The 19,813-nt window shown below is 69.9% G+C and carries 20 protein-coding genes and 2 pseudogenes; 7 read left to right on the plus strand and 15 right to left on the minus strand.

Annotated elements, in window-relative coordinates:
- Nucleotides 1-14 precede the first annotated feature (14 nt).
- From HCR12_RS08005 to HCR12_RS08015, 4 genes and pseudogenes are all read left to right on the plus strand, one after another.
- The gene (locus HCR12_RS08005) at nt 15-779 is read left to right on the plus strand and encodes a DUF2510 domain-containing protein (RefSeq protein ID WP_166865035.1); all 765 of its coding nucleotides are present in this window, start codon (nt 15-17) and stop codon (nt 777-779) included.
- A 95-nt stretch (nt 780-874) separates the two neighbouring features.
- A pseudogene (locus HCR12_RS13815) lies at nt 875-1,003 on the plus strand (DUF2510 domain-containing protein); the annotation flags it as partial.
- A gap of 24 nt (nt 1,004-1,027) precedes the next feature.
- Nucleotides 1,028-1,741: a hypothetical protein gene (locus HCR12_RS08010; protein ID WP_224763742.1), complete on the plus strand. Its 714-nt coding sequence runs from the start codon at nt 1,028-1,030 to the stop codon at nt 1,739-1,741.
- A gap of 92 nt (nt 1,742-1,833) precedes the next feature.
- Nucleotides 1,834-3,372: a DUF2510 domain-containing protein gene (locus HCR12_RS08015; protein WP_166865043.1), complete on the plus strand. Its 1,539-nt coding sequence runs from the start codon at nt 1,834-1,836 to the stop codon at nt 3,370-3,372.
- Nucleotides 3,373-3,423: 51 nt separating this feature from the next.
- Here the strand turns inward: HCR12_RS08015 and HCR12_RS08020 are convergent, their stop codons facing one another.
- Nucleotides 3,424-4,332 (minus strand): DnaJ domain-containing protein, encoded by a 909-nt coding sequence (locus tag HCR12_RS08020; protein WP_166865046.1) that lies wholly within the window; start codon nt 4,330-4,332, stop codon nt 3,424-3,426.
- A gap of 55 nt (nt 4,333-4,387) precedes the next feature.
- On the opposite strand from HCR12_RS08020, the gene HCR12_RS08025 reads away from it, so the two are divergent.
- Both HCR12_RS08025 and HCR12_RS08030 read left to right on the plus strand, forming a co-directional pair.
- The gene (locus tag HCR12_RS08025; RefSeq protein ID WP_166865049.1) at nt 4,388-4,714 is read left to right on the plus strand and encodes a tryptophan synthase subunit alpha; all 327 of its coding nucleotides are present in this window, start codon (nt 4,388-4,390) and stop codon (nt 4,712-4,714) included.
- Nucleotides 4,714-5,589 carry an aminotransferase class IV gene (locus tag HCR12_RS08030; RefSeq protein ID WP_166865054.1) on the plus strand — a complete coding sequence of 292 codons (876 nt, stop codon included), beginning with the start codon at nt 4,714-4,716 and terminating at the stop codon, nt 5,587-5,589. The genes HCR12_RS08025 and HCR12_RS08030 overlap by 1 nt, the downstream gene beginning before the upstream one ends.
- 506 nt (nt 5,590-6,095) lie before the next feature.
- On the opposite strand, the gene HCR12_RS08035 is transcribed toward HCR12_RS08030, so the two are convergent.
- A complete protein-coding gene (locus HCR12_RS08035; protein WP_166865056.1) occupies nt 6,096-8,231 on the minus strand; it encodes a DEAD/DEAH box helicase in 2,136 nt (711 codons plus the stop codon).
- Nucleotides 8,232-8,465: 234 nt separating this feature from the next.
- The gene (locus HCR12_RS08040; RefSeq protein ID WP_224763341.1) at nt 8,466-8,831 is read right to left on the minus strand and encodes a DUF6804 family protein; all 366 of its coding nucleotides are present in this window, start codon (nt 8,829-8,831) and stop codon (nt 8,466-8,468) included.
- A 53-nt stretch (nt 8,832-8,884) separates the two neighbouring features.
- Between HCR12_RS08040 and HCR12_RS08045 the strand changes: the two genes are divergently transcribed.
- Nucleotides 8,885-10,210 carry a M20/M25/M40 family metallo-hydrolase gene (locus HCR12_RS08045; protein WP_166865058.1) on the plus strand — a complete coding sequence of 442 codons (1,326 nt, stop codon included), beginning with the start codon at nt 8,885-8,887 and terminating at the stop codon, nt 10,208-10,210.
- A 10-nt stretch (nt 10,211-10,220) separates the two neighbouring features.
- Here the strand turns inward: HCR12_RS08045 and HCR12_RS08050 are convergent, their stop codons facing one another.
- From HCR12_RS08050 to truB, 12 genes and pseudogenes are all read right to left on the minus strand, one after another.
- Nucleotides 10,221-11,096 (minus strand): glycerophosphodiester phosphodiesterase, encoded by an 876-nt coding sequence (locus tag HCR12_RS08050; RefSeq protein WP_167051974.1) that lies wholly within the window; start codon nt 11,094-11,096, stop codon nt 10,221-10,223.
- Nucleotides 11,097-11,205: 109 nt separating this feature from the next.
- Nucleotides 11,206-11,415: a hypothetical protein gene (locus tag HCR12_RS08055; RefSeq protein ID WP_166865062.1), complete on the minus strand. Its 210-nt coding sequence runs from the start codon at nt 11,413-11,415 to the stop codon at nt 11,206-11,208.
- Between the two features lies 1 nt (nt 11,416).
- Entirely contained in the window at nt 11,417-12,274 is an 858-nt protein-coding gene (locus HCR12_RS08060) for an aldehyde dehydrogenase family protein (RefSeq protein WP_166865065.1), read from the minus strand.
- Nucleotides 12,271-13,761, minus strand: coding sequence for an aldehyde dehydrogenase family protein (locus HCR12_RS08065; RefSeq protein WP_166865068.1), 1,491 nt, complete (start codon nt 13,759-13,761; stop codon nt 12,271-12,273). The genes HCR12_RS08060 and HCR12_RS08065 overlap by 4 nt, the downstream gene beginning before the upstream one ends.
- Nucleotides 13,762-13,771: 10 nt before the next feature.
- Nucleotides 13,772-14,782, minus strand: coding sequence for a deoxyribose-phosphate aldolase (gene deoC / locus HCR12_RS08070; protein WP_166865071.1), 1,011 nt, complete (start codon nt 14,780-14,782; stop codon nt 13,772-13,774).
- Nucleotides 14,779-15,327 carry a sugar-binding domain-containing protein gene (locus tag HCR12_RS08075; protein WP_255429661.1) on the minus strand — a complete coding sequence of 183 codons (549 nt, stop codon included), beginning with the start codon at nt 15,325-15,327 and terminating at the stop codon, nt 14,779-14,781. Before HCR12_RS08075 ends, deoC begins: the two co-directional genes overlap by 4 nt.
- 62 nt (nt 15,328-15,389) lie before the next feature.
- Nucleotides 15,390-15,707: pseudogene (locus tag HCR12_RS13760) on the minus strand (sugar-binding transcriptional regulator); the annotation flags it as partial.
- A 176-nt stretch (nt 15,708-15,883) separates the two neighbouring features.
- Complete coding sequence (locus HCR12_RS08080; RefSeq protein WP_166865074.1) at nt 15,884-17,071, minus strand: MFS transporter; 1,188 nt, start codon at nt 17,069-17,071, stop codon at nt 15,884-15,886.
- The gene (locus HCR12_RS08085; RefSeq protein ID WP_166865077.1) at nt 17,068-18,018 is read right to left on the minus strand and encodes a bifunctional riboflavin kinase/FAD synthetase; all 951 of its coding nucleotides are present in this window, start codon (nt 18,016-18,018) and stop codon (nt 17,068-17,070) included. Before HCR12_RS08085 ends, HCR12_RS08080 begins: the two co-directional genes overlap by 4 nt.
- Nucleotides 18,018-18,449, minus strand: coding sequence for a hypothetical protein (locus tag HCR12_RS08090; RefSeq protein ID WP_166865082.1), 432 nt, complete (start codon nt 18,447-18,449; stop codon nt 18,018-18,020). Before HCR12_RS08090 ends, HCR12_RS08085 begins: the two co-directional genes overlap by 1 nt.
- Nucleotides 18,450-18,504: 55 nt before the next feature.
- Nucleotides 18,505-18,873 carry a hypothetical protein gene (locus HCR12_RS08095; protein ID WP_166865085.1) on the minus strand — a complete coding sequence of 123 codons (369 nt, stop codon included), beginning with the start codon at nt 18,871-18,873 and terminating at the stop codon, nt 18,505-18,507.
- The gene (gene truB, locus HCR12_RS08100) at nt 18,870-19,784 is read right to left on the minus strand and encodes a tRNA pseudouridine(55) synthase TruB (RefSeq protein ID WP_166865088.1); all 915 of its coding nucleotides are present in this window, start codon (nt 19,782-19,784) and stop codon (nt 18,870-18,872) included. The genes HCR12_RS08095 and truB overlap by 4 nt, the downstream gene beginning before the upstream one ends.
- Between the last annotated feature and the right edge of the window lie 29 nt (nt 19,785-19,813).

Below are 19,813 nucleotides of genomic sequence, written 5' to 3' on the forward strand. Positions count from 1 at the left end.
CGAGGAGAGCACGGATGAGTGAGTCTCCGCGGATCGTCGCCGCCGGATGGTACGAAGACCCGTCTGATACCGCGAGCGTGCGGTGGTGGAATGGGATCGCCTGGACCGACAATCATCGGCCGAAACCGGAGTCGGGTGCCGCGACGCTCGCCGCCCCCGTTGACGCTGTCTCCGCATCCGCTGACCACGGACCCGCACCGTCGTCGGCCTCGATCTCCGATCCCACGACATCCTCGAGCACGCTGCTGAGCTTCAGCCCGCTCGTGTTCCTCGCGGCCGGTGTCGTTGCGGCGTGGCTCTGGGTATCGGGCCGATCCGCGATCGGAGCAACCGCCTTTCTCGTGGCCTTCGTGCTGTGCGTACTGTGGGCCGTCCTCGACTCTCGCGCCCTGCGTTCTGCAGGCCGCCGCCCGGTGAGCTGGCTGTGGTCCCTGCTCGGCCCTCTCGCCTATCTGGTCGCCCGGGGCGTCCGGATGCGGACGTGGACGCCGGCCCTCATCTGCCTGGGGCTCTTCGCAGCCATCGGCGCGGGCGCAGGCGTGCTGTGGAGCTTGGGCGTCGGCGCCTCCGTCGAGTTCGCAGAGCGCGTGCAGCAGGAGGTGGGCGACGGGCTGGTCGGAAGCGGCGCCGCGACCTCGGTCGTCTGCCCCGCCCTCATCGAGGAGCGCGGCGTCGGGTCGACCCATGCGTGCGACGCGACGCTTCCGGATGGAAGCGTCCGATCCGTCATCGTCAGCGTCGACAGCGACCAGGGCGCGCTCAGCTACACGCTGCGATGAACGTCCCCGCCGCTGTCTACCCCACTCTGCGGGCCTCCCGTAATGGGGCCGTGCGCAGCAACCTCGAAGATCCCTAGACTTCACACCACGACTCGATGGGGAGGGACTCCGTGACACTCAGCGCTGCTGTTCCGGTCGCCGCTTGGTACCCAGACCCGACTGACCCCGAATCTCTCCGGTGGTGGGACGGTCTGGGCTGGACGTCGCACACGCGCCCGCGTCCGACTCAGGTGCCGTCGAGCCTCCCGATGCCCGACCCGGCGACCGCGTACATCCCCGAGGCCCCGCCGACCGCGTCACCCGCGCCGGTCGATCAGGCCTCCCCCGCTCCGCTCCCGCCCGTGATCCCGCCGGTTCCCGCGGATGCCAACCCAACCGAAGCGCAGCTTCTCGCCGCGCTGGCGTCGGCACCCGCGCCTTCGGCGGGCACCGCCGGCATCGCCGCCGCGCCGCCACCCAGCGAGGCACCTCCTGCGATCGCCGACGCCGACGCTGCGGGCGAGGGGATCTCGCTCGACGCGGCCCGCGCAGCCTTCCAAGCCGCCCAGGCGCAGAAGTCCGCCGCCGCCGCCGCTCGCTCGGCGGGCCCCAGCACTCTTCCGACGCTCCCCGAGGGTGTGCCGTTCGATCTGCCGACTGCCGCCCCGTCGGCGCCCGCCGTGGAGCCTCCTGTCGCCGCGGAGCCTGCCGAGACATTCACTTCGGTCGCCCAGGCCCGCGCCGCCTTCGCTGCGAAGAAGGCCGCCGCGGCGGCGGCTGCAGGCACCGCGGGCGCTCCGGCTGCCACAGCAGGTGGGGCCCCGAGCCTGGCCCCGGTCGAGGAGAGTCGGCCCGTCTCGGTCGCAGCAGCACGGGCCGCCGCCGCGAAGGCGAAGGCCGCTGCCGAGGCAGCCGCAGCAGCAGGCCCCACGCCCGACAAGGTCGACGAGCAGGGCCGCAAGTGGCACCTGCCCAAATTCTGATCCGAGTCCGGCGTCTGGACTCACCCGAACTGGGGGGATGAGCCGCGGCGCACTCAGCGCATAGGCTCGAGACATATCACAGACTGTGGGGGATGAACGTGTCTGACACGACATCCATGGCGCCTCGTGCGGCATGGTATCCGGATCCCAGCAATGCAGGAATGCAGCGCTGGTGGGACGGTCGTGCCTGGACGCCGTACACGACCCCCATCCCGCCGCCGCCGCCGCAGTTCGCGTCGATGCAGCACCCTGTGGTCCCGTCGTCTCCCGTCGCCGAGCCCGTGCAGGCAGCCGCGCCTCAGCCGGTCGCCCAGCAGCCTGTGGCAGAGCAGCACCTCGCGCCTCAGCCGGTCACCCAGCAGCCAGTCGTGCAGCAGCAGCCCGTCGCACCTCAGCCGGTCGCGCCTCAGCCGGTCGCGCCTCAGCAGGTCGCACCGCAGCCGGTCGCGCCTCAGCAGGTCGCACCGCAGCCCGTCGCACCGCAGCCCGTCGCGCAGCAGCCGGTCGCCCAGCAGCCGGTCGCCCAGCAGCCGGTCGCCCAGCAGCCCTTTGCACCTCAGCCCGTCGCACCTCAGCCGGTCGCCCAGCAGCCGATCGCGCCGCAGCACGCTGCACCTCAGCACGCTGAACCTCAGCACGCCGCCCAGCAGCCCGCCATGCAGCAGCCGGTCGCGCAGCAGCCGATCGCGCCGCAGGTGCCCGCCGCTCCGGCCCACTACGCACAGCACGCCGCCCAGCAGCCGATCGCGCCGCAGCCGATGACGCCTCCCGAGGTGCCGCAGCAGCATCAGCCCTCCGCACCACGCCATGAGGCGCCAAGTGCCCCGGCGACGCCCGGTTACCTCTCGGCACCTGCACCGCAGGCTGCTGCGGTGCAGAGCCCCAGCGCCGATCAGACCATGAGCGGGGCCCCGCCGGTACCGCCGGAGCTGCTCGCGCAGCACGCAGCTCAGGCGGCGGCGCGCGAAGCCCAGGCCGCAGCTCGCGAGGCGCAGATCACTGCATCGGCGCCGATCCCGAGCACGCCCATCGCGAGCGGGCCCGCGGCGGTCACGCCCACCGTGCTGCCCCCTGTGGCGCCGCAGCCTGACGCTGGCAGCCCCGCCGCAGCCGCGTATCAGAACGCTCAGCCTCCTTCGGCGTACGCATCCGCCCCTGCGCCGATGGCACCGCGCGGAGCGCTCGAGGCGACTCCGTCCGTGATCCCGGGCTTCACCCCCGCGCCCACCGTGCTCGCCCTCCCCGCACTTCTCGGGGGAGCGCCCGCAATCGCTGCGGCACCGTCCGCGCCGACCCCCGCGTCGGCCCCCGACGCGCCTCACCCCACGACGGCGCACTCGGCGACGGCGCCCACGGTGTCGCAGCCCTCCCCCGGCAACGGGATGTCCTCAGCCGGCGACGCGAACGCGGCCTACCTCGCCTCTCTCGGCGTGAGCATGCCGAGCGCCCCGCCCCGAACCGAGGCTCCCGCGCCGACCACAGGACCCCAGCCGATCGCGATGCCGAACGACTCGGGCCCGCTCGGGACCGCGCCTTCGACCGCCCGTGCCTTCCCGCAGGACGCGGAGCACATGCGCGAGCTCATGCCTGACAACCGCACCGAATTCGGTGCGCCGCTGCACCGCACCTGAGCATCGACCCAGGTGGTGCGGCCGGGCCGATGCCCGCTCGGATACAGCGCCTCAGATGAAGCGGACCGCGCCCTGGATCCGGGTGCGCAGCTCGAAGAGGTCCGTGCCGCCTGTTCCTACGCCCGGCACCCCCTCACGGATCACGTGCGCGAGCTGAGGTCGCGGGATCAGCAGAGCGCGGGCACCACGCACGGTGCCGAGGTCGACGACTCCCGGGGCATCCGACTCGGGGACGACGACGGCGATCGCGGAGAACTTGACGCGTGCCGCCCGCCCGAACGCGCGCGCACGCGCCGAGAGCTCTGCGACGGGCTTCGCTCCCCCGACGGCCGGCCCGATGAGCTCGGACCCCTTGATCTTCACCTCACCGCCCCAGTCCTCGCTCAGGACCGCCCACAGTCCGCTCTGGCCGAGCACGATGTGGTCGAGCTTGCCCGCGACCGTGCCGACGTCATGCCACACGGTGTAGCCGATGCCGAGTGTCGACAGGGCGCGCGCCGACTCCTCCTCGGCGATCGCGTTCGCGAGCAGATGCTTGATGTGCTGGGGAGCGGAGCGCACGACGGCGGGATCGTAGGGATTGGGGAGGGTGACTCCGCGCCCCGCCCATTCGCGCACTTCGTCGAGGTACCGCTCGCGATACCAGCCGCCGGGGTGGCCGCTCGATCGCGCCTGGGGACGCGTCCCGGTCGACGCACGCTCAGTGCGCGGAGCGTACGCAGCGGACGACATGGCCTCCGCACCGCGCGCACCGTTCGCGTCATAGGCGGCGCGTGCCGTGGGGGTGCCGATGAGCTCCCACGCTCGCTGCACGGCATGGAACTCCGCCGCGACCCCGCCTGCGTCGGGGTGCGTCTCCCGCAGGCGTCGACGGTACGCGCGTCGCAGCTCGTCCTCGCTCGCGGTCGCGGGAACACCCAGGATCTCGTACGGCGATGAGGAGAGCGGACTGTCGGGCACGATTCGATCGTAGGCGGAGTCGGCGACCGGCACGTGCGCGCCGTAGGCTCGAACAATGAACGCGCACGAGGAGCATGGGGTCCGCCGCCAGGCGAGCGTCGAGGTGCTGCGCGCTGAGGCGACGGAGGAGCTCAGCACTGTCGTCTTCGAACGCCTCCATGCGGGCGAGGATCCGTGGGAGTTCATGCAGGAGCTTCCGTCGGTCGATGAGCTCGTGGTGCTGACGTTGCGCGCCGAGCTCATCCATGCCGACAACGACCGGCGCCCCTCTGCCGAGGTCGACTACCGGATGCTGCGCCAGATCGCGCTCGCCTATCCGGATCTCAGCACGACGGTGTGGGCGATGCTCGACGCCGAGCCCACGAGCCGCCGGACCGCCTGATGCGGGCGCTCGCGCTCATCGAGTTCGACGAAGAGCACGCCGTGGCTTCCGGGCATCGGATGGCCGACCCCGACATCCCGCACCTGCGCGTCACCGACCTCGCCGCCACGCGCGGCGATGGCGTCTTCGAGACGGCCATGCTCGTCGAGGGGAGCGTGCACGCACTCGACGCTCACCTCGAGCGTCTCGCACAGTCGGCCCACGCGCTCGATCTCGCCACTGGGTCGTCCGACATCTGGCGAGCCGCTGTTCTTGCCGTCGCCGATGCGCTCACGCGCGGCGGCGTCCTGACAGGCTCGCTCAAGCTCGTGCTCAGCAGGGGCGTCGAAGGCAGCCGCGTCCCCACGGGGTGGGTCTATGGCTCCCCTGCCCCGGATGCCGCTCGCGTGCGCGCGGATGGCGTGCGGATCGCGTTGCTGGATCGCGGATACCGTCACGATGTCTCGGTGACGTCGCCGTGGCTGCTGACGGGCGCGAAGACGCTCAGCGCCGCTGTGCATCGCGCTGCGCAACGCGAGGCCGTCCGACGGGGTGCCGATGATGCGGTGTTCGTATCGAGTGACGGCTTTCTGCTCGAGGGGGCGTCATCCAGCCTTCTGCTGCTCCGGGGCACGCACTTCGTGACGCCGAGCGTCGAGCTCGGCATCCTCGCGGGCACGACGCAGGCCGACCTGTTCGCGTGGGCTGAGCAGTCCGGATTCACCACGGGCTACGAGCTGCTCACACCGGAGGATCTCGCGGCAGCTGACGCCGCCTGGCTCGTCTCCAGCGTCCGGGGCGCGGTGCCGATCCGTGCCGTCGACGGGGTCGAGCGCTCCATCGACGGCGTGCTCACCGCGAGCCTCGATGCTGCCTTGCGGGCGCGCGCGACCTGACACGACGAAGGACCCCGGGCAGCTACTCCGGGGCCCTTCTGTGTCGGTGAGGCCGCCCCCCGCGCGAGCTCTCGCGTCGGCGTTGGCCGCAGGGGTTCTGGTCCGTTGATGGAGCCGTTGCTCCGTCATCCCCGGACCTGCTCGTCGACGCTGCTGACGCTCGTCGGCACCGTCCGGTGAGCCCGTCCCCCGCTGCGGCTGCGACTGGTCTGACTCGGATCTCTCCGCCTGCATCCCGGGCCGCGCCCCATCGGTTGCAGTCGAAGATACTCAGAATCGAGGCGTCCGCAAGACGTGAAGTCTCGCGTGAGAGTTGAGCGCGTCGTTAAATGCGGGCGGCGGTGATGCTGTCCCACGATTCCACGTACCCCCGGTATCGGAATCGCGACTCTGACAGAATCACCGCCGCCTACTAGTCCCCCAACTAGTGTGAGCACCACGATAGGCGGGGCGTTCTGGGAACGCTCCCCCCACAACGGGGCTCACACCAGACCACGCGTTCTCCGCTACAGTCCCGCGACCGCGTCCGTGAGAATCGTGACGAGCGCTTCCAGCTGCACCGAACCCTCAGCCGCCTCGACGTTGTCGCCGTCGAGCGCACGAGCCGCCAGGCCCGCCTTGGAGTCGATGAGCTCGGCGATGCGACCGTCGATCGTCTGAGCGGCGATGATCCGCCACGCGGTGACCGGCAGCTCCTGACCGATGCGGTGCACGCGGTCGATCGCCTGCGTCTGCTCGGCGTTGGTCCAGCTGAGCTCCGCGAGCACGACGTTCGACGCCGCCTGCAGGTTCACGCCGACGCCGGCTGCGGTGAGCGAGCACACCGCGACCGCGACATCCGGATCGTTCTGGAACGCGTCGATCTCTGCCTGGCGCACCTTCGACGTCTGGTCGCCGCGGATCGAGATGGTGCGCAGACCCGCCTTCGCGAAGTGGGCTTCGGCAGCGTCCATGACGTCGATGTGCTTGGCGAAGAACACGACCTTGCCGACGTTGCGGGCGAGGTTGACGGTGTAGTCCGCAGCCGGCACAGCCTTGGCCTGACCGATGCGCCGCACCATGGTGAAGACGTTGTCTCCCGCCGACGACGACTGCTTCGACTCCTCGAACTCGGCAGCCGCGACGAGGCGGATGAGGTCCTCGTCGGCCGAGTCGGGGCGCGTCGAGCGCAGTCGGCGGTAGCGCTCGAGCAGGCGCGCCACAAGCGCACGCTCCGCGTCGCGGATGGAGCGACCTGCCTCGCCGTCGAGTTCGACGGGGATGTCCGCGATGCGGCGCGCAGGGATATCGGCCGCGACGTCGACCTTCTTGCGGCGCACGATGCCCATGTCGACGACGGCACGACGCGCGGCGGCGAAGAATCCCGGGTCGACCGGGGTGAGCTCCGTGTCCTCGAGCGCCTTCATGAGACCAGGCAGCGGCTTCTTCTCGTCGATCCAGCCGAGGAACTGCCAGATCATGCGGAAGTCCTCGATCTGGTTGATGAGAGGAGTTCCCGTGAGTGCGATGAGCAGCGGATCGGGATTGTGCTGGCGGATCGACTCGGAGAGCGCCTGCACGTGACGGGAGCGCTGCGAGTCCTTGTTCTTGATGAAGTGCGCTTCATCGACGATCATGCCGCGGAATCCGCGCATCTTCAGCCACTCCACGTGGCGGTCGAGGATCTCGTAGTTGACGACGACGATCTCGGCGAACGCGTCGACGTCATCGCCGTCGCCGTGGACGACGGTGACGCTGCGCTTGGGAGTCCACTTCTCGACCTCGCGCGCCCAGTTGACCTTGACGACGTTCGGCACGACGACGAGCAGCGGGTAGGCATGCGCGACATCAGCCGCGAGCAGCGCCTGCGCCGTCTTTCCGAGACCGGGCTCGTCCGCGAGAAGGTAGGTGCGGTGGCCGTGCCGTGCCGACTCGACGAACCGCGCCTGGTGGCGCATGAGCTCGATGCCGCCGGGCGTGGCGAGCGACGCCGTCTCGGGCAGCTCCATGGTCGCGGCTCCGCCGCCGGCCCCCACCTCGAACGCGCGGAACAGCGGCTCGATGAGCTCCCAGTTGTCGAGGTGACCCGAGCGCTCGACGGGCTTCTTCTGCGCATAGGCGTCGAAGTCCGGGGGCAGGAACGGATTCGACATCTGGTACTGGCGCACCGACTGCGGGATGACCTTGCGCTCTTCGGCGACAGGCTTCAGCTCCGGCTCGCTGACGACCACGAGGTCCTCGGGCGCGAGCGGGGTTCCCGCCTCGATGAGGATCGCGCGGCGCACCTCCTGGGCAGCCGTGCTGAGCGGTGCGGTGTCGGTGAGCAGCTGGATGAGGGAGGAGTCGCGCGCGGCCGTCTTGGCCATGATCGTCGCGATGCCGTCGAGGCGCGTGAGCTCCTTCGAACGCTCCGTCTCGCTCAGCTGCGTGTCGGCCTTGATGCGCGCGCGCTCCTCGCGCGCGAGCACGGCGACGACGCGATAGCGCATGCGGTTCGCGGGATTGACCTTGCCGCGCTCTGCGGCACTCTCGATGCCGCGCACGACGCGGGCGAGAACCGGGATGATGCCCGTCTCGTCCTGGTGGGCACGACGGCGCTGCTGTGCGGATCGGCTGCCCGCCGACTTGGTGCCGGAACGGGACTTCTGGCCGGATGTGGCCATCGTTCTCCTCGAGGGCTGTGCCCCATCACGACGCTGCGCGTCGCATGTTCGGTGGTCCGCCGCTGACTCGCGGACCGGATTCTCGGTGCAGATCGCTCCCGGTGATCCCCTGATCCCAGCTTGGCCGGTGGGGCGGTGAGCACCATCAGTCTAGCGCACGCGCGCCCTGAGGCAATGTCACGATGCGGGGCGGAGCGTGAGCCCCGCGCAACGCCCCGACGGCCGGGTGACGACTCAGCGGCGCGGCTCGTCCGCGGGGACAGGCGTCTTCACGAGGATGCCGGCGGCGATGAACACGGCGACTGCGGCGTAGTGCGCCCAGAGCCAGCCGACTCCGTCGAAGTCGAACTGGACGATCGGGTTCCAGGCGATGGCGATCGCCGCGAACAGGGGCGCCCACCACCACTGCTTGGCCTGGATCACGAACGTGAGGCAGATGAGGGCGAGCACCGCCGTCACCCACGACACGTACATGTACAGTTCCTGGCCGATGAGGGCGATGCCGACGAGCAGCACGATCGCCGCCAGCAGGCCGGGTGCGAGCACCATGCGACGGAATCCGGTGTCGCCGTAACGTTCGGCGGGACGTGCGCTGTTCACCTCCCCAGCGTATCGGCGCGTCCCTGAGCCTCCGCCCTCCCTAGGATCGGAGCATGACCGACCCGGCGATCGATCGCTTCCGCACGCTCCTGACTCACCCCACCTACTCGCATGAGGGGGCGTCCGGCCTCGAGGAGGTGTTCGCCGCGTTCCACGCCGACCTCGAACGGCTCTTCCCGCGCGTTCACGCGACCCTCGAGCGCGAGGTGATCGCCGGCCGCAGCCTGCTCTACCGCTGGAAGGGACGCGAGGAGGGCCAGCCCGCGGTGCTCATGGCGCACCAGGATGTCGTGACTGTCGACGATCCCGACCGCTGGACGCATCCGCCGTTCGCGGCGACCGTCACGGGCGACGGCGCCGAGGAGACCATCTGGGCGCGCGGCGCGCTGGACGACAAGGCGGCGCTCGTGGCGACGCTCGAGGCTGTCGAGGCGCACCTCGAAGCAGGCTTCGCGCCCCAGCACGACGTGTACCTCGCCTTCGGCCACGACGAGGAGGCGGGCGGCACGGGCGCCGCGGCGATCGTCGAGGTGCTGCGCGAGCGCGGCATCGAACCGTGGCTCGTGCTCGACGAGGGGGGTGCCGTCATGGATGGCATCCTGCCGGGCCTCGGCCCGACCGCTGTCGTCGGCCTCACCGAGAAGGGCGTGATGAACCTCGAGCTGCGGGTGCAGCAGAGCGGCGGGCACGCCGCGATCCCGCTGCCCGGAGGCTCGACCGCGGTGCTCGCGCGCGCCATTCTGCGCCTCGAGAACCAGCCCCAGAAGCCGCACCTCATCGAGCCGACCATCGAGCTGCTCGAAGCCCTCGGGCGGCGATTGGGAGGCGCCCAGGGCTGGGCTCTGCGCAACGCACGACGGTTCCCCGGGCTCCTCGCCTCCGTGCTTGCGAAGAAGAGCCCTCAGCTGGCGGCGATGACGCGCACCACGCGCGCGGTCACGCAGCTGCGCGGATCCTCGAGCCGGAACGTCGTGCCCGAGACGGCGACCGCGACGCTCAACGTGCGCATCCTGCCGGGTGAGACCGTCGAGTCGGCGCTCGCCGACATCCGCGCGGTGATCGACGACGAGACGGTCGAGACCCGCGTGCTCGAAGGGAATGACCCCGCTCCCGTGTCGCCCGCGTCAGGGCCCGCTTGGGAGGCGATCTCGGCGAGCATCGTCGATGCGTTCCCACACGCGTCCGTCGCGCCGTACGTCATGCTGCAGGCGAGCGATTCGCGGCACTTCGCCACGATCTCCGCCAACGTGTACCGCTTCCTGCCATTCGATCTGCGTCAGGACGAGCTGCAGTCGATCCACGGGATCGACGAGCGCATCCGCACCTCCACGTATCGCTCCTCGATCGCGTTCTTCGACGCGCTCATCAGCCGGCTCTGAGCATCGGAGCTCACGACGCTGCGACGGCCTCGCTGATCCAGCCCCCGAGCTTCGTGGGCTTGTCGGTGATGATGCCGTCGACCCCGAACTGCCGCGCCTCCTCCCAGCGGTGCGTGCTGTTGAGGGTGTAGACGAGCACGCCGAGCCCCGCCTCGTGCATGCGGTCGACGACGTCGGGGTCGTTCTGCAGCGAGTTGGGGGTCGTGAGGATCGCGATCGCCCCGTAGTAGGTCGTGAGGCCCACGGGGTCGCTCGGCAGGTCGCGCTTGATGATGACGCGCGGGAACGCGGGGGCCGCCTCGGCGAGGTAGGCGATCGTCGTGAGGTTGAAGCTCGCGAAGACGACGCGGTCCTGCACCCCGCGGGCGTACACGTCGATCGTGATGCGCTCGATGTCGTCGGCCACCCAGTGGCCTTTGAGTTCGAGGAGCGCCTTCTTGTCGGATGCGGAGAGCGCATCGAGGAACTCCTCGAGGGTCGGCACCGTCGTTCCCGCGAAGGCGGCGTCATACCAGGACCCGGCGTCGAGGGCACGGATCTGCTCGAGCGTGAGATCGGCGACAGCGCCCGTGCCGTTCGTCGTGCGCTCCACGGTCTCGTCGTGGAGGATGACCGCGTGCCGGTCGAGCGTGAGCTGCACATCGGCCTCCACGAACTCGAGGTTCGAGCGGAACGCGGAGTCGAAGGCGGGGAGCGTGTTCTCGGGCGCACGCGCACTGTCTCCTCGGTGCGCGGCGATGAAGGCGGGCTCGCCGGGAGCTCGGAGCGCGCCGATCATGTTGGTTGCGTAGACGCTCACCGCGTCGGGAACGAGGAGGAGCACGGTGACGAGGGAGAGCGTCGCAGTGGCGGCGGCGAATGCGCGCCGCACCGGATGCGTCACCATCTGCACGAATGCTCTACTTCCGTCGGGTTCTCCGCCTCATCGCGAAGTGACCCGACTGTAACACAAGCGTTACCGATCCGTTATGCGGCGGATCGGGGCGTCGGCCGGCTCAGTGTCGGTAGTGCCCCGTGGCCTTCGCCAGCAGCAACTGGGCCTGTCGCTCGTCAGCACGCTCCAGCTGAGCTGCGAGGCGCACCGCGGCCGGGCCGCGCACCGTGGTGACGACGCGACCGCCGCGGCGGATGAGGATCGCACCCGACGACGTCACGTGCGAGTCGAACGGATCCGATTCCAGCCGGCCACGGCGGTCGATCGCCATGTCAGATGAGGGACTTCGTGTGCCACACCGTCTTCGTCTCGGTGAACGCGAGAATGCGGTCGAGACTGCGCGGCGGCACGCCCGGCTCAGGGCGCAGCACGCGCATGAGCGTCTCAGCGGCGGCGATCTCGAGGTCGACCCAGTCGAGCGCTCCGGCGCCCAGCAGATCGATCGCGTTGACGTCGGCGTGCGAGGCTAGCCACGGAGCGATCTCCGCGGGCGAGCCGGTGAGCACATTCACCACTCCCCCGGGCACGTCGCTCGTCGCGAGCACCTCCGCGAGGCTGATCGCGGAGAGCGGGTGCGCCTCATCGGCGACCACGACCACAGCGTTCCCGGCGACGAGCGCCGGTGCCACGGCAGCCACGAGGCCGAGGAGGCTGGCCTCGCCCTGCGGAGCGATGATCGCGACGACGCCGGTCGGCTCCGGCACCGAGAGGTTGAAGTAGGGCCCAGCGACGGGGTTGCCCGAGCCCGCGACCTGGGCGTACTTATCGGCCCATCCGGCGTACCAGACCCACATGTCGATCGCGTCGTCCACCTGGCGCCCCGCGACGGCGGCCGAGACACCCTCGGACGCCGCGATCTCCTCCGCGAACTGCGCGCGACGGCCCTCGAGAACCTCGGCGATGCGGTAGAGCACCTGGCCCCGGTTGTACGCGGTCGCGCCTGCCCATCCGGAGACCGCTGCACGGGCCGCGACGACAGCGTCACGCGCATCCTTGCGGCTCGCGAGCGACGCGTTGGCGAGGAACGCGCCATCGGCCGAGAGCACCTCGTAGGTGCGGCCCGACTCGCTGCGCGGGAACTTGCCGCCGATGTAGAGCTTGTAGGTCTTGGGGATGCTGAGACGGCTCACTTGGCTGCTCCCTTGGTGTCGACGGCCGCGGGGCGCAGGTACGCGGCGAGACCCTGGCGGCCTCCCTCGCGACCGTAGCCGGACTCCTTGTAGCCGCCGAAGGGGCTCGCGGGGTCGAAGCGGTTGAACGTGTTGGCCCAGATGACGCCCGCGCGCAGCTTGTCGGCGACGGCGAGGATCTTCGATCCCTTGTCGCTCCAGATGCCGGCAGAGAGCCCGTAGGGCGTGTTGTTGGCCTTCGCGATGGCCTCGGCGGGCGTGCGGAAGGTCAGCACCGAGAGCACCGGTCCGAAGATCTCCTCGCGGGCGATCGTCGACGAGGTCGTCACGCCGGTGAAGATCGTGGGCGCGAACCAGAACCCGTTCTCGGGGATCTCGCACGGCGCGCTCCAGCGCTCAGCACCCTCCTGCTCGCCGATGTCGGTGAGGTGACGGATGCGGTCGAGCTGCGCGCGCGAGTTGATCGCGCCGACATCGGTGTTCTTGTCGAGCGGATCGCCAAGGCGCAGCGTCGAGAGGCGGTTCTTGAGGCGCTCCACCACCTCGTCGTGGATCGACTCCTGCACGAGGAGACGGCTGCCCGCGCAGCACACGTGACCCTGATTGAAGAAGATGCCGTTGACGATGCCCTCGACCGCCTGGTCGATGGGGGCGTCGTCGAAGACGATGTTGGCCGCTTTGCCGCCGAGCTCGAGCGTCACCTTCTTGTGGGTGCCCGCGGCCGCCTTCGCGATCTCGCGGCCCACCGCCGTGGAGCCCGTGAAGGCGAGCTTGTCGACATCCGGGTGCCGCATGAGCGCAGCACCCGTGGCACCGGCGCCCGTCACGATGTTGACGACACCGGCGGGCAGGTCGGCCTGCTGCAGGATCTCGGCGAACAGCATCGCGGTGAGCGGAGTCGTCTCGGCGGGCTTCAGCACGACCGTGTTGCCCGCTGCGAGTGCGGGGGCGATCTTCCACGCGAGCATGAGAAGCGGGAAGTTCCACGGAATGACCTGTGCGGCCACGCCGAGGGAGCGCGGGTTCGCGCCGAGACCCGCGTAGTCGAGCTTGTCGGCCCAGCCTGCGTAGTAGAAGAACCATGCGGCGACGAGCGGCACATCCACGTCGCGGCTCTCCTTGATGGGCTTGCCGTTGTCGAGCGACTCGGCGACCGCGAGCTCGCGCGCCCGTTCCTGCACGAGGCGTGCGATGCGGAAGAGGTACTTGCCGCGGTCCGAGCCCGACATCTTCGACCAGACCTTGGTGTGCGCACGACGGGCCGCAGCGACGGCCTCATCGATGTCTGTCTCGGATGCGATCGCGAACTCGGCGATCGTCTTCTCGGTGGCGGGCGAGATGCTGTGGAACGAACTGCCGGAGCCGTCACGGAACTCGCCGTCGACGAACAGGCCGTAGCTGTCCTTGAGGTGCAGCACCGAGGTGGATTCGGGTGCCGGCGCGTACTCGAGGAAGCCGCGTCCGTTGGTGGGAGTGATGTCCTTCATGACGTGGTCCTCAGTCGATCGTGACGTAGTCGGGGCCGGAGTAGTGGCCGGTGCGGAGCTTCTGACGCTGCAGCAGAACGTCGTTGAGCAGGCTGGACGCGCCGAAGCGGAAGAGGTGCGGCTGCAGCCACTGCTCCCCCACCGTCTCGGCGACCGTGACGAGGTACTTGACCGCATCTTTGGAGGTGCGGATGCCGCCCGCGGGCTTGACGCCCACATACTCGCCGGTGAGGCGGTGCCAGTCGCGCACGGCCTCGAGCATGAGCAGTGTGACGGGCAGTGTCGCAGCGGGCGACACCTTGCCGGTGGACGTCTTGATGAAGTCGCCGCCCGCGAGGATCGCGAGCCAGGAGGCGCGGCGCACGTTGTCGTAGGTGTTCAGTTCGCCCGTCTCGAGGATGACCTTGAGGCTCGCGAAGCTGCCGTCGGCACGGCGGCAGGCTTCCTTCACGGCCACGATCTCCTCGAAGACCTTGCCGTAGTTCCCTGCGAGGAACGCGCCGCGATCGATGACCATGTCGATCTCGTCGGCGCCGGCCTCGACCGCGTCGCGCGTGTCGATGAGCTTCACGGGCAGCGAAGCGCGACCCGACGGGAAGGCGGTCGAGACGGCCGCCACCGAGATGAGGCCGTCATCCGGATCGCCGTGCAGGGATCCGAGGGCGTCGACGGCGTGTCCGACCATGTCGTTGTAGACGCAGACCGCGGCCACGCGGGGCGTGGAGAGATCGGACGAGTCCGGAACCATGGCCTTCGCGACGAGCGAGCGCACCTTGCCGGGGGTGTCGGCGCCTTCGAGCGTCGTGAGGTCGATGAGCTCGATGATGCGATCGAGCGCCCACGCCTTCGAGGTGGTCTTGATGGAGCGTGTGCCGAGACCGGCTGCGCGCTGCTCGAGACCGACGGCATCGACGCCGCTCAGGCCCTCGAGATGCTGGCGGAGGCTGCGCTCCGTCAGATCGCCGCCGAGGAGGCGGACGGCGCGCTCGGCGGGAGCCAGCGCGTGCGGCTGCATGGTCATGAATCCTCCAGAAGTGCTCGAGCTGTCGATTCGTCGGTGATGAGAACGGTGCACAGACCGCTCATCACGACGGCTCGTGCGATGTCATGTTTCGCTGCACCGGCGACCACGAAGATCGAGGTGCTCGCCGCACGCAGCCGTTCGAGGCTGATCCCCACCGTACGCTCATCGAGCGCGGGATCGACGATGTTGCCGTTGGCATCGATGTATCGGCCGACGACGTCGCCGATGGCGCCCTTGCGGGCGAGTTCGCTGACATCCTCCGGCTGCAGGTAGCCGCTCTCGACGAGCGCCGACTTCTCGTCGCCGACTCCCGCGCTGAACAGGTAGGCGTTCGCGCCAGCCGCTCGTGCGAGCACCTCGGCGACGGTGCGGTCCGACTCGATCGCCTGCTTGGTAGCGAGGCGTTCGAGGATCGCCGGGCTCGGCAGCAGCAGCACGTGGCCGCGTCCGCGCTGGGCGATCGTCGAGGCGAGCGTCGCCGCGGTGCCTGGCCGACGATTGAGACTGACCCCGCCGTTGATCTGGTGACGCCGTTCGCCCAACCGTCGGGCAGGCGGTCGGCGACCTCGGTGAGTGTGCGACCCCAGCTCACGCCGAGCACACGCGGTACCGGTCGCAGGCTCGTGAGGTAGTCGGCGGCTGCCTGCGCGACGCGGCCGTGCACAGCCGTCTCGGAGTCCGGGTTGGGGACGACGACGGCATCCGAGAGGCCGAAACGCTCGCGCAGCTCGCGCTCGGTGGTGAGCCGGCGCGCGCGGGGGTGCACGATCTCGATGCGGACGATGCCGCGCTCGCGCGCCTGCGTCAGCATGCGCCCCGCTTTCCAGCGGGAGATGCCCAGCAGCGCACCGATCTCATCCTGCGTCTTGTTCTCGTCGTAGTAGAGCTCGGCGACACGCACAGACAGCAGCTCGTGGTCCATCGGTCCTCCTCCGTCGACGGTACCTCGCGCTCAGGCGCGTTGCACCGTTTGAGTAAGTCTGTGCTCATATGAGCAGCAGATGAGCGCTCGTATGCTCAAGCGGTTGCCGTGCGACGGACAGTCACATTGCGGTCGCCTGAACGCGGCACCCGCCGGACGGCGCACGCCTCAGCGAGTCAGAGCTCGTCGTCGACGAACCGCTCGCGCGCGAGCCACGCGGCGGCTGGCAGAAGGAGGATCGACATCGCGAGCATGACGGCGAGCGGCACATCCCAGTCCCCCGTCACGTCGTGCAGCACGCCCAGCGCGAACGGGCCGATCGCCCCGAGGATGTAGCCCACGGTCTGCACGAACCCCGAGAGTGCGACGGTCGTCGACGGGGTCCTCGATCGCAGATTGATGAGGACGAGCGCGAGTGGGAACAGCAGGCACCCGAGCCCGCTCGATGCCGCCCACACCCACGGCAGGAACGCCGGCGCCAGCAGGAGACCCAGCGCACCCGTCGTGAAGAACACGGCACCCAGCATCACCATCGCGGGTACAGCGCGGGGACGGCGCGACGCGAGGATGGGAACGAGGATCGCCGAGGGCAGGCCCATGATCGCGAAGATCGCGAGAATCTGACCCGCCGTCGCGGGGTCGACGCCCGCTCGGTCGATCACGATCGACGGAAGCCATGCGAACCCGGCATACGCGGTGAAGCTCGAGATTCCGAAGATCACGCCGAGCGCCCACGCGGTACGCGAGCGCGCCATGCGGGTGACCCCCGTCGCCGCCATCACACCCGTGCCCGATTCGGCCCCTGTCCGCAGTGCCGCGATCCACGGAACAGCGGCGATGAGCGCGATGATCACCCAGATGCCGAGCGACCAGCGCCATCCGAGTGCGTCCGCGACGGGCACAGCGAGGAGCGCGGGCGCCGCCGTGGAGATCGACAGGACCGCCGCGTACAGCGCTGTGAGCAGACCGATGCGATCCGGGAAGTAGCGACGCACAAGCGACGGCAGCAGCACGTTGCCCACGCCGACACCCGCGAGCGTCACGAGCGTCGTGACGGCGAGCGCGGTCGAGTCGCCGACGAGCGCGCGGCCGAGATGCCCGACGACCATGGTCACGAGCGATGCGAACACCGTGCGTTCGAGGCCGAACCGCCGCGCGAGCCACGGCGCCAGGAACCCGCTCGCCGCGAACGCCACAGGAGGCGCGGCGCCGATGAGACCCAGCACCACCGGATCCAGCGCGATCTCGCCGCCGATCTGGTCGAGGATCGGCGACAGCGCGGCGACAGGGGTGCGGAGACTGAGCGCGATGAGCAGGATGCCGATGAACGCTGCGAGGCGTCCGCTCCACACGCGTTCGGTCACAGCGCCTCGGAGAGGATGCGCCGCGCCGCGTCGGCGTCGGCGCGGATCGCCGCGATGAGCTCATCGAGGGAGTCGAACTTCTCCATCCCTCGCACGTAGTCGACGAATGCGAGCTCGATCTCGCGGTCGTAGAGATCCAGATCGACATCCAGCAGGTGCGCCTCGGCCTGATGCTGAGGGACCCCGTCGAATGTCGGGTTGTTGCCGATCGACACGGCCGCCGGGTGCCGCACGCCGTCGATGGTCGCCCACGCGGCGTACACGCCGTCTGCAGGCAGGAGCCCTTCCAGGCGACGCGGGTCCAGGTTCGCTGTGGGGTAGCCGAGTTCCCGCCCCCGCTTCTCGCCGTGGATCACGACCGAGCGCACCGTGTGCGGGCGGCCCAGGATGCGCGCCGCCTCAGCCACGCGTCCGTCGCCGAGCGCCTCGCGCACCCACGTCGACGACGCGCGACGCTCACCCTCGCCCACCGCGGCGGCATCCGCCCGCACATCGTCGATGAGCACGACCTCGATGTCGGGCATGCGACGCAGCAGGGCGATATCCCCCGCGCCCTTGCGTCCGAAGCGGAAATCGGAGCCTGCGAGCACAACGCGTGCGCCGAGTCGCTCGATGAGCACCCGACGCACGAACTCCTCCGGCTCGAGATCGGCGAGCTCGCGATCGAAGCACAGCATGAGGGTCGCATCGACACCCGACTGCTCGAGCAGCTCGCGCTGCTGTTGGACGCTCACGACCGACGACGGCGCGATGGCGGGGTTGAGGACCGTCAGCGGGTGCCGGTCGAAGGTGACGACCGCGGAGGAGAGGCCGCGCTCACGCGCCACCTCGACGAGTTGGGCGAGCACGGCGCGATGACCGCGATGCACACCATCGAACTTCCCGACGGTGATGACGCTCGGCCCCCATCCGTCCGGAACAGCTCCCAGCCCGTCGAAGAACTCCATCAGACCGCGGCGGCCGTCTTCTGGAGGTGGCGCAGCCACACGATGCCGAGCACAGGAAGAACGAGCGGGATGAACAGGTACCCGGCCCCGAACACGCTCCATACGGTCGACTGCCCGCCGAACGCGCTCGCGCCTTCGAGCCCGAGGAGCGCTGGGGCGAAGACCGAGACCGAGCCGATGACGAGAACACCGACGAGCTCGAAGGTGATCGTGGCCCACGCGACGCGCGTCCACCCGAAGGCGAGCGCGAGCGTCGCGGCGACGTACACGACGGCGGCGACGGCCGACAGGCTGTAGGCGATCGGCGACTCGTCGAAGCGGTCGATGATCTGGAACATCGACCGGCCGAGGGCCGCGAACGCGAGGATGCCGTAGACGGCGACGAGCACGCGGCCGGCACCGCGGGCATGAGTGGTTCGGGTTGCGGACATCGCCTTCCAGACTATCGCGCGGGAACGGGACGCTCCGCCGTGACGTCGCCCCGCGTCAGCCGAGCTGGACGGTCCAGATCTGCTGCAGGCGCCACAGCATCACCGCGATCGCGAGAGCAGCGGTGCCGAGCACCACGTTCGACCAGCGGTTGCGCTCGACGAGCGCCCAGAAGATCGCGAGCGGCGGGATGAGCACCGCCGCGATGAGGTACATCCACGCCTCGAGCGGGTTGCCGGTGGGCGGGTTGCCGGCACCGGGAGCGGCGATCATCACGACCACCTGCGCGATGAGCAGCAGCTCGACGAGCACGAGCGACAGCACCGTGATGTCGTTCGGCGGACGCTTCGCGAGCCCCAGGATGATCGCAAGCAGGCCAGCCACGACCGCGACGACCATCTGGACGACGGTGAACTCGACGATCACGAGAGAACCTCCTGGGTGGGAAGACCGAGCAGCACGCGCGCACGCCCGCGTCGCATCTCGATGAGGGCGGCGAGGCGCCCGGTCGGGGTGACGGCCGCAGCGAGGTCGACGTCGGGGTGATCGATTTCGATCCGCTTGCCGTGCGCGATGTCCGTCGTCTGCTCGTCGGTGAGCGAGATGGTCGGGAAGAGGCGCCCGGCGACCTCGGCCGGTGCGAGCAGACGGGACTCCCCGTCGAACGCCGCAGCAGCCTCGGGCTCATTGCGCGGGTCGGGCAGCACCGCGCCGTCGGTCACCGCGAACGGTCCGACGAGGGTGCGGCGCAGCGCCGTGAGATGCCCGCCGACGCCGAGGGAGGCGCCGAGGTCGCGGGCGAGGGCGCGGATGTAGGTGCCGGAGCTGCAGGCGACGCGCACGTCCACGTCCATCGTCTCGCCTTCGCGACGGATGTCGAGGATGTCGAAGGCGCGGATGGTCACGGGGCGCGCGGTGAGCACGACCTCATCACCCGATCGCGCGAGATCGTACGCGCGCCGCCCGTCGATCTTGATGGCACTGAAGGAGCTCGGCACCTGCTCGATGGGGCCGGTGAGCGCATCGATGCCCGCACGGATCGCGTCCTCGCCGACGTGCGATGCGTCGGCGACGGCGATCGTCGCACCCTCGGCATCGTCGGTATCGGTCGCGACACCGAGGCGGATCGTGGCGGTGTACTCCTTGTCGAGGCCCACCAGATAGGTGAGCAGCCTCGTGGAGCTGTCGACCCCGAGGAGCAGGAGCCCCGTCGCCATCGGGTCGAGAGTTCCGGCGTGCCCCACTTTCCGGGTGCCGAGAAGCCGTCGGGCGCGCGCCACGACATCGTGGCTCGTGACGCCCTGGGGCTTGTCGACGAGCAGGAGTCCGCTGGTCATCCCTGGAAGTCTATCGAGACGATCCGGGC

This window comes from Salinibacterium sp. ZJ70, assembly GCF_011751865.2.
Taxonomy (GTDB): Bacteria; Actinomycetota; Actinomycetes; order Actinomycetales; family Microbacteriaceae; genus Homoserinibacter.